Consider the following 14,292-nt stretch of genomic DNA (forward strand, 5'->3'; position numbering starts at 1 on the left):
CTTGGATGACTGACCTATCCGGTTCCGTGGAGCAGTCGGGCGGCATGCTACCCCAGAAGCTCTCATTTGAGCATACGAACGCCTTCGTCTACCGCCATGACGCTGCCAAGAATCATATCGATGAAGGCGGGCGCCTGCAGGCTGCTATTGGTCGTGAGATCCGCTCGATCCGTGTCCGTTACGGCCTGAGTGCCACCGAATTGGCCTCAGCAGCAGGCATATCGATCGGCATGCTTTCAAAAGTGGAGCATGGCAGTATTTCACCTTCTCTCGATACGCTGCAGGCACTGTCGTCCGCGCTGGGAGTGTCGCCGACGGCCTTGTTTCGACGCTACGAGGAAAACTACAATGCTGTCTTCGTCAAGGCCGGCCAAGGGCTGAATGTTGAACAAAGTGGCACCCGAGCTGGCCACCACTATGATCTGCTTGGTTATATAGGCTCCAACACGGCCGGTGTGGTGGTCGAACCCTATTTGGTAAGCCTCTCGCAGCCTTTGGATGAACTGCCTGTGTTCCATCATGACGGTCTGGAACTGCTCTACATACTCGAGGGTGAGATACTCTATCGGCACGACAGCGACCTCTACCGGATGAAACCGGGGGATAGTCTGTTCTTCGATGCCAGCGCGCCGCACGGCCCGTGCGAGTTGATAAAAATGCCAATTCGACTTCTCTCGGTGATTTCCTACCGCGCCGCCGGGCAGGCGATGGACGGACGGCGATCAAAATATGGACGCCGTTAACTGAGACAGGCGATAAAATCCTCACGGAGCCTGTCGCGTCGTGCAAGCTCCGGGAAACTCGGCTTGTCAATGACATAAACGCCGACGGATGGAGCCATTTGACGTGGAAGCAAGGGCCACAATCTTCGATTTGCTTCATCCGTCGACGCATAGCTCTCCGGCAAGAAGCAAAGCCCTATTCCAAGAAGTGCAAACCGCCGTGCCTCCTCGAGATGTTCGCTGACGGCAGATATTTTTTGGCCGAGCCCGTATTGCAGCCGGAACGCGCGCAATTCATCGGGCTCATCGCTACCAGTAAGTATGAAACGCTCATCCGCAAGAGCCAGCGGGTCGTCGAACTTTTCACCGAACAGCCGATGATGAATTCCGCAATACGGCCGGTGAAGCTCATTCGAAAGAAAACGGTATCTGAGTTCCGGGCGCATGATTCTGGAAGGAGCCACCCCGATGTCGATCTCACTGCGCATGACGGAGCCCGCTACGTGAGCCGAGGCCATCGTCGAGACAACAAGCTCCACGTTCGGAAACCTGGTGTGAAAGAGGGCTATCGCCATGTCCAAGGCTCCACTGACGAAGTTGCTAATCAGCCCGATCGACAGATTCCCATGGATTTCGCTCGACGCTTCACTGGCAAGGCTTGGAATTTCGCGAACCGCACGCATCATTGGAGCGCAGAGTTCGGCCAATAATATCCCTTCAGCCGTCAGCTCGAAACCTGCCGAACCACGCCTGCAAAGGACAGTCCCGATCCGCCCTTCGAGACGCTGGAGTGCGAGGCTTATGGCGGATTGCTTCAGAAGAATACGGTCCGTTGCCTTTGTTACTCCACCGGCCTGCACGATCTCGTGGAATATCTTCAGCAAATTCCAATCGAGGTCACGGGCGAAATCATCGATTGACGTCATGAAGACTTTGGCTCCGGCGACATGCAATCCGGCATTGCATAGCCGCGATGGTCGTGCGGCCAAATATAACACTCTTATTCGTAACGCCAAGCCTGCATCGGGCAAGACCAAGAATCCGGCCGAGACAAGGCAAAAAAGGAGAAAAGACGGATGAACTCGAGAGATGTCTACCGGCATATGCGGCGGATAAGAAGCATCTTGTACTGGGTCTTTGCGGTGAGGGCACGTCGACTTTAGGCCCAAGATCAGGATTGCCCTGTCGATCGAGCTTTCCGTTCGGGGTACAACTGCTGCTGACCGGCTGGAAGCTACGTGACATGGCGCCCCCCCCCGGACGATCCCGAAGCGCGCGGCGTGAAAATCGGGCAGTCGTCAGATACTGCGAAATGACCAAAGCCTCCTTGCTAGCCGCGGCAGCATTGGCGGAACAGGCGCTGCAGGTGAACCCTCACAATTCGAGCCATGCGAACAGTTAGCATGTCGTTCGGCGGCCTGCCGAATTGGCCGTTGCGTCAGCTCTTGATGATGAGATTGCCTTGCTACGCGTTGTCGTTCGCGCTTTTGAGTGATAACGAAGCCGTTGATAAAGTAAGATACGGTATTACCATAACTAAACGTTTCCAGAATGATCACGGTGACCTTGCAGAAACCTATGCTTTTCTCGGCAAAAATGAAGATATTGCAGAAGAAAGATAGGCAATCCGCTTGAGCTCTCACGATCCTGCGGACTTCTAGCGTTACTACAGCCTCTCGGTTGCCCAATTTGGTGCAGGCGATGACTGTCGGAGCACTGGAAAGTGCCCGCCATGTCGTGAGGTTCAAGCCGGACTTTGCGCGTAGTGCCTCTTTTGGGCGGGAGCGGCAACAGGCAATGACGAGGAAGCTTCGAGGGCTGCCCGTCCACAAACGCTAATTTTCGAAGCGTTTATTGGGACTTGTCGGCTCAGTGTGGGTCGTTTTTTGGCATTTTCCGACACGTAGGCGCAGGGAGGGCGACCAAAAGGCTCGCCAATGGAAAGTCCGCCGAACCGTCGGCCGGCGCTCACCGGCCTCGACAGACTTCGATCAAAATAGGCGGTCTCAGGTCGGCTTTAGGCGGGTGAAGAGGGCGAGATTGTAGGACCGAGGACTAGGCATAGGTTTTGAAGTGGTCGAGCCCGCGCCACATGCAGCGCACCAAGCCATGGGCGCGCTTCAGTCATGAGATGTGGCCTCGATGCCGGCGCGGAAGTTCCGCAGCTTGCGGTAGACCCATTGGCTCTTGACCATGTCTTCGATCCTGAGACCCACCTTCTTGTAGAAAGCCATGTCGCGCACGCCCCAGGCCTTGGCCTGGCTCAGATTGCCGCGACTAGCAAAGCCGCCGTCGGCTGCCGCCTGATGCGGTGCCTGACCATAGAAGGCGCCCGCTGTCGGCCGAGTTGCCCGCTCCGACCACCAGATCGAGGATCATGCCACTCCTGCCGGTGGCAGGTTGAGCTTGTGGCCGTAGTCGACGTCGCGGGTGCCTTTGACGATGATATCGGCGTGAGGCTCGAACAGGCTGACCAACTTCTCGCCGGCCGGCACGCGCCGCTCGCTCTGGGCGATGATCTGCTCTAAGCGCACCGCCGTGGCCGTTCAGTCGGCGTGATGATGCCAGGGCAGGAGTTGGCCGAGATCGCGGTACGGCTAGGGGTCGGCGATACGCTCAAGCGTTCTGTGAGCCAGGCGAAGGATCGATGTCGTTCATCTTGGCGGTTTATGCCGACCGCCGAACCTATGCCGAGCGCCTTTTTCGATGATGTCGGTATGCGCCGCTTGCCCCGCGATTTTGACCAGGGGCCGGTCGTTGACACTAGGCATAGTTCTTACCCTCAGAGGGCGTTCAGGGTAAGCGCCAAGGCTAGCATCGCATCGAAGCGTTAGAACAAGGCTTGGATCGCGTCGGCCTTCGTCAGTCTTTCGCGAAACGCCAGATCGTGCGCGCGTCGGGAACCCTGTCCGAAAGCCCTAGGCTCAGGAACCGCACGAACGACAGCCGGTCGTTGATCAGGAACTCGGTGCGCTCGTCCGTCAGATTGTTCGCCGTCTGGCTCACCAACGCCTTCAGCATCATCACAGGATCGTACGGCGGTCGGCCACCGTGCCGCCCGCTCGTATAGGTAAGCGCCTTTTCCAGAACAGTTCGGAACCTCGAAGTCCACATCCGCCGATAGGCTTCGAGCTGATCGCCCAGATCGCTCAGCCGCTGAAAACAGTCATCGATACCGAAGAATCCAGGCGTATTCCCCATCGGACCCCCCCCATCCGCTGCGAACGGACCGAGGGAATCACAACACGCCTAATTTGGCGAGGTTAGGAGCGTCCAGCTTATGGGCGTCGCGATCGCAAAAAGGGTAAAATACAGCAGGCTATCTCGCGGTGGCACGTACAAGCGATCGTGCTTCACCGCAAGTGGCGGGATGGGCCACAACGGCATAAACCGGTACGCTCCTTAGACGCTTCTGGTTCAGGCCGCCATATTCCTGATGCCACCGGTAATGCAGCTTTCGTCACCTCTATCGATCGGAACGCTTCGGATAGGGGCATCCATGGACGTGCCCATCGGCTCCGAAACGTCGGCTGCCGTGCATTAACAAGAACAATGCGAAAGATGTGATATTCGGGGGTTTATGCCCTGTGCCAATCTCTGGATGATAAGTGGCCCAAAGGGGCGAGATTAGTCCTAGATGTTCACCTGACTGCTTCTTATCAGGGCCGGTTTCAAGGGCGATGAATCCGCGTCACCGTCTGCTGTCGGGCTAGTTGTTGACCGAACAATATAAAATCGCAAAAAGGGGAATACGATGAACGTGCATAAGGGTTTGCAGGGCCACAACCGTCGCGATATTCTGAAGGGTGCCAGTGTGTTGGGCGGAGGCGTTCTTGCAATGCCGTTCCTCAACCGTCTGGCGTTTGCGCAACCGGTCGAACTAAACATACTTGCCTGGAGCGGCCACGCTGAACCCGATGTCGTCGCCGAGTTCGAGGCGGAAAACAACGTCAAGTTCAAGCCGAAATACTATACCGGCGGCGACAACATGCTTGGGCTGATCTCCCAGTCACCTCCCGGCACCTTCGATGTGATTCTTTCGGATGCCGAGTATGTGCAGCAGCTCAACGCTGCGGGTTACATTGAGAAACTCGACCCGGTAGACTATCCGTTTGACGACTTTTTCCCCGAATTCCAACATTTTCCCGGGCACTGGCAAGGTAACGATCTTTATTCGGTTATCACGCGCTTTGGCTTCCTCGGCGTTGCCTACAACACCGATGCGATAACCGAGAAGGAGGCCTCGACCTACAACGTCTATTGGGCCGAAAAGCTGAAAGGCAAGGTCGGCCATTTCGACTGGCATCATCCGAACCTTGGCCAGATCAGCCTGCTCAACGGCAATGCCGCGCCATACGACATCGACGAAGCGGCCTGGGGCAAGCTGCAGGAGAAGATGAAGACGCTGCGCCCGCAGATCGGTGGCTTCTTCGATTTTGGCGGGACGTTTTCGTCGCTGCAGAACGGCCAGGTGCTGGCGATGGCCGGTATCGGCGACTGGATCACTGGTGTTCTAGCAAAGAATGGTGCGAAGGTACGCACCGTGATTCCGGAGGAGGGCGGCCTGCAGTGGACTGAGTCCTTCTGTATCGGCAAGGGCTCGACCAAGGCCGACCTCGCGAAGAAGTGGATCCAGTACATCACTTCGGCTAAAGGACAGGTGAAGTCGGTCAATATGGCGGCCTATCCCGCGATGGTTCCGAACAAGAAAGGTTGGGAATTGCTAGCGGAGGATTTTCCGGCGGAAGCCAAACGCCAGGGCATGTTGCTCAATGAGAGCAATATCATGGACCTGATCCGTAACGGGCGCATCAAATTCCGGCAATTGCCGGTGCAGCAGAGCCTTGAGGACTGGAACGACTTTTGGTCCGAATACAAGGGCTCCTAGCGCTTTCCATCTGAACCAGCGATATGCGCCTTTGGAAATCCAGCGCCGTCCGTTGTTGTCGTTCGATGGATGGATGGCGCGCTAGGCTCGACTGAAAAGCTAATGTTCGTTGGGCGGGCCGCTGCGCCCGCCCTTTCATTCCGGCAATCCCTGCACGCAGCCGTGCAGTCGTGTCTTCAAGATGGAATCGCCGCGATGCGGAAATCAATCACACTTTACGGACTGACATTATCACTGCCGATGCTGATCTGGCAGGTGATGTTTTTCCTTGCGCCGCTGTTGTTCCTGATCGCACTCAGCTTCTGGACGGTCAAGAATTTCCGCATGGAACCGGACTTCGACACCGTCAACTGGGTCAGGATGCTCGGTCGCGGTGTCTTCTGGGACGCCTATCTGCGCACCTTCGCGCTTGCCACCGCTGCTGCCGTCATCACCAGCGCGCTGGCTTTCCCCTGCGCCTACGCCATCGCATTCAAGCTCACCGAAACCGCGCGCCGCTGGGCCATCTTCCTGATGGTCATCCCCTTCTTCACCAGCTATCTGGTGCGCGTCTATTCCTGGCAGATATTCCTCTCCGACAACGGCATCATCAACGCACTGTTCGCCAAGGTCGGGCTCGGACCGTTCGGCATGCTCAACTCGGTGTTCGGCACGATGGTCGGCTATCTGACGCTGAGCTTTCCGCTTGTCGTTTTGCTGCAGCTGTTCAGTCTGATCTTCGTCGACAAAAACCTGATCGAGGCCGCGCACAACCTGCGCTGCGGCCGGTTGCGCACGGTCTTCGCGGTGATCGTGCCGGCCGCCAAGGTCGGCCTGGTGATCGCGGCGCTGTTTTGCTTCATCCTGACCTTCGGTGATTTCGTCAGTCCGCTTTATCTCGGCGGAGGCGACCCGCCGACACTGTCCATCCTGATCACCGACACTACCAAGTCGGGCCAGCAATGGCCGCGCGCGGCGGTGATCGCGCTGACCATGATCGCAACGCTGCTAGCAGTCGCGTTCGCCGCGGTGGGCTACGCCTACAAGGAGCGCGGACGATGAACGACTTCAATCGCAACTGGCTGATCGACTGGGCGCTGAAACTTTACATCCTGCTGGCCTTCGCCTTTATCTTCGCGCCAATCGCCGCGAGCTTCGTCTTCTCGTTCAATGTCGACCGGTTCCCCTCGCTTCCGCTCGGCGGCTTCTCGACGATCTGGTACGAGACGGTCGCCGCCGACCCGCTGGTCTGGGAAGGCCTGCGCAACACGATGGTCGCCGGTGTGATCGTATCGGTGCTGGCGACAGTGATCGGCTTTGGTGCTGCCTATACCGACTTCCGCTACAAGTTCTTCGGCAAGACCTTCTATGTCGCGCTGGCCCTTCTGCCACCCACGATCCCAGTCGTCATCCTCGGCCTGGCGATGCTCGCCTTCTTGTCCAACATCAACCTGTCGGGCGCCATCCATTCTGTCATCATCGCCCATGTGGTCTTGTGCGCGCCCTTCGCCATGGCGATTGTTCGGTTGCGCCTGTCACAGATGGACCCTTCACTCGAAGCCGCGGCTTGGAATCTCGGTGCGAGTGAATGGAAGGCGATGCGTCATGTCATCATCCCGTTCTGCAAGCCGGCAATCTTCGCGGCCCTGTTCCTGACTATGGCAGTCTCGTTCGATGAATTTGCAGTGGCCTGGTTCGTCTCTGGACTGAATGAAACCTTGCCAGTCAAGGTGCTGGGCTTCCTGCAAGGTCAGGTCAGCCCGCGTATCAACGTCATCGGCACCTTCGTCTTCATCGTTTCGATGACGTTGGTGGTGCTCGCCCAGATCCTTCTCATGAAACGAAGCGGTCCGCCCAAAGCGTCCGCGGAAATAGCCGGAGTACCGCTATCATGACCGACAAGGCTCTCGTCGTCTTCGACGGCGTCGTCAAACGCTTCGGCAGTTTCGTCGCAGTCGAAAAGATGAACTTCGAAATCCGCAAGGGCGAGTTCCTTGCCATCATGGGTTCCAGTGGCTGCGGCAAGACGACGACGCTGCGGATGCTGGCTGGACTGGACGCCCCGACTGAAGGCGAGATCCGCCTTGGCGGCAAGCGCATCAACGACCTGCCGACCTGGCAGCGCGACACGCCGATGGTGTGGCAGAGCCTGGCGCTGTTTCCGTTCCTTACCGTGCGCGAAAATGTCGAGTTCTCCCTGCGCATGCGTGGGGTGGAAAAGGCCGAGCGGCGCAAACGCGTCGACAAATGGCTGGAGCGCATGCAGATCACCGAGTTCGCCGATCGCAACGTTGCCCATCTGTCCGGCGGCCAGCGCCAACGCGTGGCCTTAGCGCGCTCGTTGGTGACGGAACCGGACATCCTCCTTCTCGACGAGCCGCTATCGGCGCTGGACGCTCATCTCAAAGTGCGGATGCAGACGGTGCTTTCGAACCTTCAGCGCGAACTCGGCATCACCTTCGTCTATGTCACGCACAGCCAGTCTGAGGCATTCTCCATGGCTGACCGCGTCGTCATCATGAGCCGTGGACGGATCGAGCAGATCGGCAATCCGCAGGAGATTTACCGCGCGCCGCGAACCAAGTTCGTCGCTGAATTCCTTGGCTCGTCGAACATTTTTGCCGGCAAGGTCTCGAACGTGAACGGCAAGGCGTTGAAGATCGCGACGCCGGTGGGCGAGTTCGATGTCGCCCCGAACCCAGCCAAAGCCCTCTCCAAGGGTGACAAGGCGACCTTTGTGGTGTCGGGCGACCGGATACAGTTGAGCAACCAGCCCCCGGCTGACGGCTACGACGGGTTGCAGGCGCAGGTGGTCGGCGAGGAGTTTGTTGGCGCAACCGCCGTCATCCATCTGGAGGGCGCCGACCGTATCGAGATCAAGGCGCAGAAGAGCCACGACGAACTCGAACATATCAACCTTGAGCCTGGCGCCAAAGTCTGGGTGTCGTGGCGGCCGGAAGCGACGCACATTCTGCCCGGAGAATAAGTGCCGTTGATCGTGTCGCTTGCCGGCGGTTCAGGTTGCTGCGCGGAAAACTGCGGGCGTCACGCCACGCCGTTCCCGGAAGGCGCGGATGAAATGTGATGAATCGCAAAAGCCCGTGGATGTCGCAATCTCTGTCACCGAGTGGTCGGTGTGGCGCAGCAGGAACTCCGCATATTCAAGTCGCATGATCTTGTAGGCCAGGGTTGGTGCCATGCCCACGGCATGCTGGAAGTGGCGTTCGACCTGGCGCCGGTTGGCGCCGAGCCGGCGCGCGACGTCTGCCGCCGACAGCGGGGCGTCGATATTTTGCTGCATCAGCAGCAGTGCCTTCTTCACCAGTTCGTCATCGGTGGTCAGATCGAGCGGGATACCGGGTTGGGGTTTTTCAGCGCGCAATGCATCGTCGATGATCATGATATGCAGGCTCTTTCGAGCCTGAGCTCGTCCGACATGCTTTTCCACCAGATGCGCCGCCAGATGCGCCGAACTCGCCCCGCCCGAGCAGGTCAGCCGGTCGCGGTCGACGATGAAGATCTGGTCGGACACCGGTTTCAGCCCGTCGAACTGTTCCAGGAAGTCGGCGTGATGGAACCAGCTGACGCAGCAACGGTAGCCATCCATCAGCCCGGCACGGTGCAGGATGAAGGCCCCGGTGCAGACGCCGACGAGCGGCACCTTCGATGCCGCGGCCTTCTGCAGATACCGCGCATACTCCGGGCTGAGATTGGGAATTTCGTCGATTAGCCCGCCGACGACGACGATGTAGTCGTACTTCCTGGGATCGCCCAGGCGCTCGTTGGGCTGCACCAACACTCCGCAGCTCGAGGCCATCGGACTCATCGTGTCTGAGAGCACTGTCCACTCGCACAGGATCTGTCGGCTGCGGTCGCCCTCGTCGGCGGCGAGGCGCAGCACATCCACGAAATTGGCGAAGGCGCACAACGTGAAGCGTCGAGCCAGGATGAAGCCGACCGACAGGCGCGCCGCTGCGTTCCGCTTCTGCGGCTGGTTGGATCTGACGCTGCGTTCCATGGGGCTCCCGTATAAATGCTGTCGCACGAGTAACATTACGCTGACGCAAATGTTCTGTCCAACCTTGCGCCGTTTAGCGATAGTGCGGCCATGTTGAACTCCGGGGGTGCGTTATGACCCGCTTTTCGTTTTCGTCACTTCTGTCCAATGCCTTGACCGGTAACAAGAACTGGGAGCCGCAGTGGCCCGATACCCAACCCAAGGCCGAGTATGACGTCGTCGTCGTCGGCGCCGGTGGCCACGGCCTGGGTGCTGCCTACTATCTTGCCAAGGAACACGGCATCACCAATGTCGCCATCATCGAGAAGGGGTGGCTTGGCGGCGGCAACACCGGCCGCAACACCACCATCATCCGCTCGAACTATCTCTATGACGAAAGCGCGATGCTTTATGAGCACGCGATGAAGCTCTGGGAAGGGTTGAGCCAGGAGCTCAACTACAACGTCATGTTCTCGCAGCGCGGCGTGATGATGCTGGCGCATTCGGTGCATGACATCCAAAGTTTCAAGCGCCACATCTATTCGAACCGGCTCAACGGCATCGACAACGAGTGGCTGACGCCCGAGCAGGCAAAGGAATATTGCCCGCCGATCAACATCGCAAAGGATGCCCGCTATCCCGTGGTCGGGGCTGCCTTGCAGCGCCGCGGCGGCGTTGCCCGCCATGATGCCGTAGCCTGGGGCTATGCCCGGGGTGCCGCGGCACGCGGCGTCGACATCATCCAGAATTGCCCGGTGACCGCGATCCGCCGCGACGCTTCCGGCAAGGTCATAGGCGTTGATACCCCGCGCGGCTTCATCAAGGCCAAGAAGGTCGCGGTTTCCGCCGCCGGCGGAACCTCGGTCGTCATGGATACCGCCGGGGTGCGCCTGCCGCTCGAAAGCTTCCCGCTGCAGGCGCTGGTTTCCGAGCCGGTCAAGCCGATCTTCCCTTGCGTGGTCATGTCGAATTCGGTCCACGCCTACATCAGCCAGTCCGACAAGGGTGAACTGGTCATCGGCTCAGGCACCGACCAGTACGTCTCTTACAGCCAGCGCGGCGGCCTGCCGCTCATCGAGCATACGGTGGCGGCGATCTGCGAGGTGTTTCCGATCTTCACCCGCATGCGCATGCTGCGCAAATGGGCCGGCATCGTCGACGTCACGCCAGACCGTTCGCCTATCATCGGTAAGACGCCGGTTCCCGGGCTGTACGTCAATTGCGGCTGGGGTACTGGCGGGTTCAAGGCAACCCCTGGCTCGGCCCATGTCTTCGCCCACACCATTGCCCGCGACGAGCCGCATCCGGTCAATGCGCCGTTCACGCTCGAACGTTTCACCACCGGCCGGCTGATCGATGAAGCCGCAGCCGCAGCCGTCGCGCACTGAGGAGATACAAGATGCTGCTCATCCGCTGCCCCTATTGCGAGGCCGAGCGCCCGGAACTCGAATTCACCTATGCCGGCGAGGCGCATATCGCGCGTCCCGCCGATCCGTCGAAGCTGACTGACGATGAATGGAAGACGCATCTTTTCATTCGCAGCAATCCGCGCGGCACCCACTTCGAACGCTGGCGACACCAGCATGGCTGCGGGCGTTTCTTCAATGCCGTTCGCGACACCGTCAGCGACAAGTTCGCAATGACCTACAAGGCCGGGCTGCCACGCCCGACAGAGACCGAACTCGAGAAAGCACGGTCATGACCAGCTACCGCATCCCAGAAAAAGGCCGCGTTAACCAGCGCAAGCCGGTGCGCTTCACCTTCAACGGCGCAAGCTATGTCGGTTTCGAGGGGGACACGCTCGCCTCGGCGCTGCTTGCCAACGGCGTCCATCTCATTGGCCGTTCATTCAAGTACCATCGCCCGCGCGGCTTCTTGTCGGCCGGCTCGGAAGAACCCAATGCGCTGGTCGGCACCCACCGGGGGCCGGGTCGCTTCGAACCCAATACCCGCGCAACCGTGCTGGAGGTGTTCGACGGGCTGAACACCACTAGCCAGAACCACTGGCCGTCGCTGAAGCGCGACATCGGCGCTGTCAACGACGCGCTCTACATGCTGTTTTCCGCCGGCTTCTACTACAAGACCTTCATGTGGCCGAAGTCGTTCTGGAACAAGGTCTACGAGCCCATCATCCGGGGCGCCGCCGGTCTCGGCAAGTCGCCGACCACGCCCGACCCCGACACCTATGCCAGCCGCTTCGCCCATTGCGATGTGCTGGTGGTCGGTTCCGGTCCGGCCGGTCTTGCCGCAGCGCTCGACGCCGGCAAGAGCGGCGCCAAGGTGATCCTGGTTGACGAGCAGGCCGAGCTTGGCGGTTCGCTGCTGTCTGAAACGGACGCGGGCATCAACGGCCAGAGCGGCTGGCAGTGGCTCGAAGAGGCACGCAGCGCGCTGGCTGCGATGAACAATGTCACGGTGCTGACGCGCACCACGGCCATCGGCTACTATCACCAGAACCTTGTCGGCCTTTGCCAGCGTCTGACGGACCACCTTCCCAACCCGCCGGCGGATGCCCCGCGCGAGCGGCTGTGGAAGGTTCGCGCCCACCAGGTCGTTCTGGCCCAGGGCTCGATCGAAAAGCCGCTGGTGTTCGAAGGCAACGATCGCCCGGGGGTCATGCTTGCGGGCTCGGCGCGCAGCTATCTCAACCGCTACGGCGTTAAGGTCGGCAACCGCCCCGTGATCGTCACCTCACACGATTCAGCCTGGCTCGCCGCGTTCGACCTGGCTGAGGCAGGCGTCAAGGTGGCAGCCATCATCGACATCAGGCCCAATGTGTCAGGCCATCTGATGGAACGCGCCGCGGCCCTCGGGGTCGAAGTGCTGTCCGGCTGGACCGTCACCGGCACCAGCGGCCGGCTGCGCGTCGCCTCCGTGCGCGCCAATCCGGTGAGCCGCAGCGGCGTGGTTGGCCCGGCGCGGACAATCGCCTGCGACGCGCTTTTGATGAGCGGCGGCTGGACGCCGAGTATCCACCTGTTCTCGCACACCAAGGGCAAGCTCGACTGGAAGGAGGAAGGCCAGATGTTCCTTCCGGGTGAGGCCACCGAAGAAAGCCGCTGCGCCGGCGCCGGCAATGGCGTGTTCAGCCTTGCGGCAGCACTTGCCGAGGGTGCCGCAGCCGGTGCGGCAGCCGCTTTGGACGCCGGGTTCGCGGCGAAAGCCGCGTCCTACAGGGTCGATGGCGAACTGGTGCTGACGGGCGCCAATAACCGCGAGCTGCCGACCGACAGGAACACTTCGAAGGCCAAGGCCTTCGTCGATTTCCAGAACGACGTGACCGCCAAGGACATCCGGCTTGCGGTGCGTGAAGGCTTCAGGTCGATCGAGCACATCAAGCGCTACACCACCACCGGCATGGCAACCGACCAGGGCAAGACCTCGAACATCAACGGCCTCGCCATTGCCTCTGACGCGGTCAAGCGGCCAGCGCCGGCGGTCGGCCTCACCACCTTCCGCCCGCCCTATACGCCGACCACCTTCGGCGCCTTCGCTGGCTACAATCGCGGCGAACTGTTCGAAGTGACGCGCAAGACGCCGATCGATGGCTGGGCCGAGCAGAACGGCGCGGAGTTCGAACCGGTGTCGCTGTGGCGCCGGGCCTGGTACTTCCCGAAAAAGGGCGAGACCATGCATGCCGCCGTGGCCCGCGAATGCAAGTCTGTTCGCGAATCCCTCGGCATGTTCGATGCCTCGACACTTGGTAAGATTGAGATCGTCGGGCCGGACGCCGCCGAATTCATGAACCGCATGTACACCAACTCCTGGACGAAGCTCGCGCCCGGTCGCCTGCGCTACGGCCTGATGCTTGGCGAGGATGGCTTCATCCGTGACGACGGCGTCATCGGCCGCCTGACCACCGATCGTTTCCATGTCACCACCACCACCGGGGGTGCGGCGCGCGTGCTGGGCATGATGGAGGATTATCTCCAGACCGAGTGGCCCGACCTCAAGGTATGGCTGACTTCGACTACCGAACAGTGGGCGGTGATCGCGCTCAACGGGCCGAACGCACGCAAGCTGATCGAGCCTTTGGTCGAAGGCATCGACCTGTCGGACGAGGCTTTCCCGCATATGTCGGTTGCCGAAGGCAAGATCTGCGGCGTGCCAACTCGCCTGTTCCGGGTCAGCTTCACCGGGGAACTTGGATATGAGATCAATGTGCCGGCGCGCTACGGCCGGGCGGTCTGGGAAGAGCTTTATCGGGCCGGCCAGCAACATGGCATCACGCCTTACGGCACCGAAACCATGCACGTTCTGCGCGCCGAGAAGGGCTACATTATCGTCGGACAGGACACCGACGGCACCGTGACGCCTGATGACGCCGGTCTCGGCTGGGCGATCGGCAAGGCCAAGCCCGACTTCGTCGGCAAGCGTTCGCTGACTCGGCCCGACATGCAGAAGGCTGACCGCAAGCAGCTCGTCGGCCTGCTCACCACCGATCCGAACACGGTGCTGGAGGAGGGCGCGCAGATCGTCCTCGATCCGAGCCAGACTTTGCCGATGAAGATGGTCGGCCACGTCACTTCGTCCTACTGGAGTGCGGCGCTCGGACGCTCGATTGCCATGGCGGTGATCGAAGGTGGCAAGGCCCGAGAAGGCGAGACCATCCACGTGCCGACGCCGGGGCGGACCCATACGGCCAAGGTTGTCGGAACGGTATTTTTCGACCCCGAAAACAAGCGCCTGAGCGCTTAGGAGGACGG

The 14,292-nt window shown here is 60.2% G+C and carries 12 protein-coding genes and 1 pseudogene; 9 read left to right on the forward strand and 4 right to left on the reverse strand.

All coding sequences use genetic code 11. The features are described from left to right. Window positions 1-5: 5 nt before the first annotated feature. Window positions 6-743 (forward strand): helix-turn-helix domain-containing protein, encoded by a 738-nt coding sequence (locus N7E70_RS08725; RefSeq protein ID WP_263006077.1) that lies wholly within the window; start codon window positions 6-8, stop codon window positions 741-743. On the opposite strand, the gene N7E70_RS08730 is transcribed toward N7E70_RS08725, so the two are convergent. Further along, window positions 740-1,648: a LysR family transcriptional regulator gene (locus tag N7E70_RS08730; RefSeq protein ID WP_263006078.1), complete on the reverse strand. Its 909-nt coding sequence runs from the start codon at window positions 1,646-1,648 to the stop codon at window positions 740-742. The genes N7E70_RS08725 and N7E70_RS08730 overlap by 4 nt on opposite strands. 477 nt (window positions 1,649-2,125) lie before the next feature. Here N7E70_RS08730 and N7E70_RS08735 point away from each other — a divergent pair, with 477 nt between their 5' ends. Then, entirely contained in the window at window positions 2,126-2,344 is a 219-nt protein-coding gene (locus tag N7E70_RS08735) for a hypothetical protein (protein WP_263006079.1), read from the forward strand. Window positions 2,345-2,728: 384 nt separating this feature from the next. On the opposite strand, the pseudogene N7E70_RS08740 reads toward N7E70_RS08735, so the two are convergent. Both N7E70_RS08740 and N7E70_RS08745 read right to left on the reverse strand, forming a co-directional pair. Then, window positions 2,729-3,250 (reverse strand): annotated as a pseudogene (locus N7E70_RS08740) (ISNCY family transposase); the annotation flags it as partial. Window positions 3,251-3,584: 334 nt separating this feature from the next. Continuing rightward, window positions 3,585-3,923 (reverse strand): transposase, encoded by a 339-nt coding sequence (locus N7E70_RS08745; RefSeq protein ID WP_263006080.1) that lies wholly within the window; start codon window positions 3,921-3,923, stop codon window positions 3,585-3,587. A gap of 553 nt (window positions 3,924-4,476) precedes the next feature. Here N7E70_RS08745 and N7E70_RS08750 point away from each other — a divergent pair. From N7E70_RS08750 to N7E70_RS08765, 4 genes are all read left to right on the forward strand, one after another. Next, on the forward strand, window positions 4,477-5,610 hold the full coding sequence (locus N7E70_RS08750) for a polyamine ABC transporter substrate-binding protein (RefSeq protein ID WP_263006081.1): 1,134 nt from the start codon (window positions 4,477-4,479) through the stop codon (window positions 5,608-5,610). Between the two features lie 195 nt (window positions 5,611-5,805). Then, window positions 5,806-6,651 (forward strand): ABC transporter permease, encoded by an 846-nt coding sequence (locus N7E70_RS08755; RefSeq protein WP_263006082.1) that lies wholly within the window; start codon window positions 5,806-5,808, stop codon window positions 6,649-6,651. Beyond that, window positions 6,648-7,484: an ABC transporter permease gene (locus N7E70_RS08760; protein ID WP_108605996.1), complete on the forward strand. Its 837-nt coding sequence runs from the start codon at window positions 6,648-6,650 to the stop codon at window positions 7,482-7,484. The genes N7E70_RS08755 and N7E70_RS08760 overlap by 4 nt, the downstream gene beginning before the upstream one ends. Next, a complete protein-coding gene (locus tag N7E70_RS08765; RefSeq protein WP_263006083.1) occupies window positions 7,481-8,575 on the forward strand; it encodes an ABC transporter ATP-binding protein in 1,095 nt (364 codons plus the stop codon). The genes N7E70_RS08760 and N7E70_RS08765 overlap by 4 nt, the downstream gene beginning before the upstream one ends. Before the next feature lie 30 nt (window positions 8,576-8,605). On the opposite strand, the gene N7E70_RS08770 is transcribed toward N7E70_RS08765, so the two are convergent. Then, a complete protein-coding gene (locus N7E70_RS08770; protein ID WP_263006084.1) occupies window positions 8,606-9,607 on the reverse strand; it encodes a GlxA family transcriptional regulator in 1,002 nt (333 codons plus the stop codon). 113 nt (window positions 9,608-9,720) lie between these two features. Between N7E70_RS08770 and N7E70_RS08775 the strand changes: the two genes are divergently transcribed. The 3 genes from N7E70_RS08775 to N7E70_RS08785 are packed head-to-tail and all read left to right on the forward strand — an operon-like array spanning window position 9,721 to window position 14,284. Beyond that, window positions 9,721-10,974: a sarcosine oxidase subunit beta family protein gene (locus N7E70_RS08775; protein WP_263006085.1), complete on the forward strand. Its 1,254-nt coding sequence runs from the start codon at window positions 9,721-9,723 to the stop codon at window positions 10,972-10,974. 11 nt (window positions 10,975-10,985) lie between these two features. Continuing rightward, on the forward strand, window positions 10,986-11,288 hold the full coding sequence (locus tag N7E70_RS08780; RefSeq protein WP_263006086.1) for a sarcosine oxidase subunit delta: 303 nt from the start codon (window positions 10,986-10,988) through the stop codon (window positions 11,286-11,288). Continuing rightward, complete coding sequence (locus N7E70_RS08785) at window positions 11,285-14,284, forward strand: sarcosine oxidase subunit alpha (protein WP_263006087.1); 3,000 nt, start codon at window positions 11,285-11,287, stop codon at window positions 14,282-14,284. The genes N7E70_RS08780 and N7E70_RS08785 overlap by 4 nt, the downstream gene beginning before the upstream one ends. Window positions 14,285-14,292: the final 8 nt, after the last annotated feature.

It is taken from the genome of Aminobacter sp. NyZ550 (assembly GCF_025628925.2).
In the GTDB taxonomy this organism is placed as follows: Bacteria; Pseudomonadota; Alphaproteobacteria; order Rhizobiales; family Rhizobiaceae; genus Aminobacter; species Aminobacter ciceronei.

What these genes read in the sequence shown, in the direction of transcription:
- N7E70_RS08725 (WP_263006077.1), top strand. Translation starts at nt 6, where the DNA reads ATGACTGACCTATCCGGTTCCGTGGAGCAGTCGGGCGGCATGCTACCC.
- N7E70_RS08730 (WP_263006078.1), bottom strand. Translation starts at nt 1,648, where the DNA reads ATGACGTCAATCGATGATTTCGCCCGTGACCTCGATTGGAATTTGCTG.
- N7E70_RS08735 (WP_263006079.1), top strand. Translation starts at nt 2,126, where the DNA reads ATGTCGTTCGGCGGCCTGCCGAATTGGCCGTTGCGTCAGCTCTTGATG.
- N7E70_RS08745 (WP_263006080.1), bottom strand. Translation starts at nt 3,923, where the DNA reads ATGGGGAATACGCCTGGATTCTTCGGTATCGATGACTGTTTTCAGCGG.
- N7E70_RS08750 (WP_263006081.1), top strand. Translation starts at nt 4,477, where the DNA reads ATGAACGTGCATAAGGGTTTGCAGGGCCACAACCGTCGCGATATTCTG.
- N7E70_RS08755 (WP_263006082.1), top strand. Translation starts at nt 5,806, where the DNA reads ATGCGGAAATCAATCACACTTTACGGACTGACATTATCACTGCCGATG.
- N7E70_RS08760 (WP_108605996.1), top strand. Translation starts at nt 6,648, where the DNA reads ATGAACGACTTCAATCGCAACTGGCTGATCGACTGGGCGCTGAAACTT.
- N7E70_RS08765 (WP_263006083.1), top strand. Translation starts at nt 7,481, where the DNA reads ATGACCGACAAGGCTCTCGTCGTCTTCGACGGCGTCGTCAAACGCTTC.
- N7E70_RS08770 (WP_263006084.1), bottom strand. Translation starts at nt 9,607, where the DNA reads ATGGAACGCAGCGTCAGATCCAACCAGCCGCAGAAGCGGAACGCAGCG.
- N7E70_RS08775 (WP_263006085.1), top strand. Translation starts at nt 9,721, where the DNA reads ATGACCCGCTTTTCGTTTTCGTCACTTCTGTCCAATGCCTTGACCGGT.
- N7E70_RS08780 (WP_263006086.1), top strand. Translation starts at nt 10,986, where the DNA reads ATGCTGCTCATCCGCTGCCCCTATTGCGAGGCCGAGCGCCCGGAACTC.
- N7E70_RS08785 (WP_263006087.1), top strand. Translation starts at nt 11,285, where the DNA reads ATGACCAGCTACCGCATCCCAGAAAAAGGCCGCGTTAACCAGCGCAAG.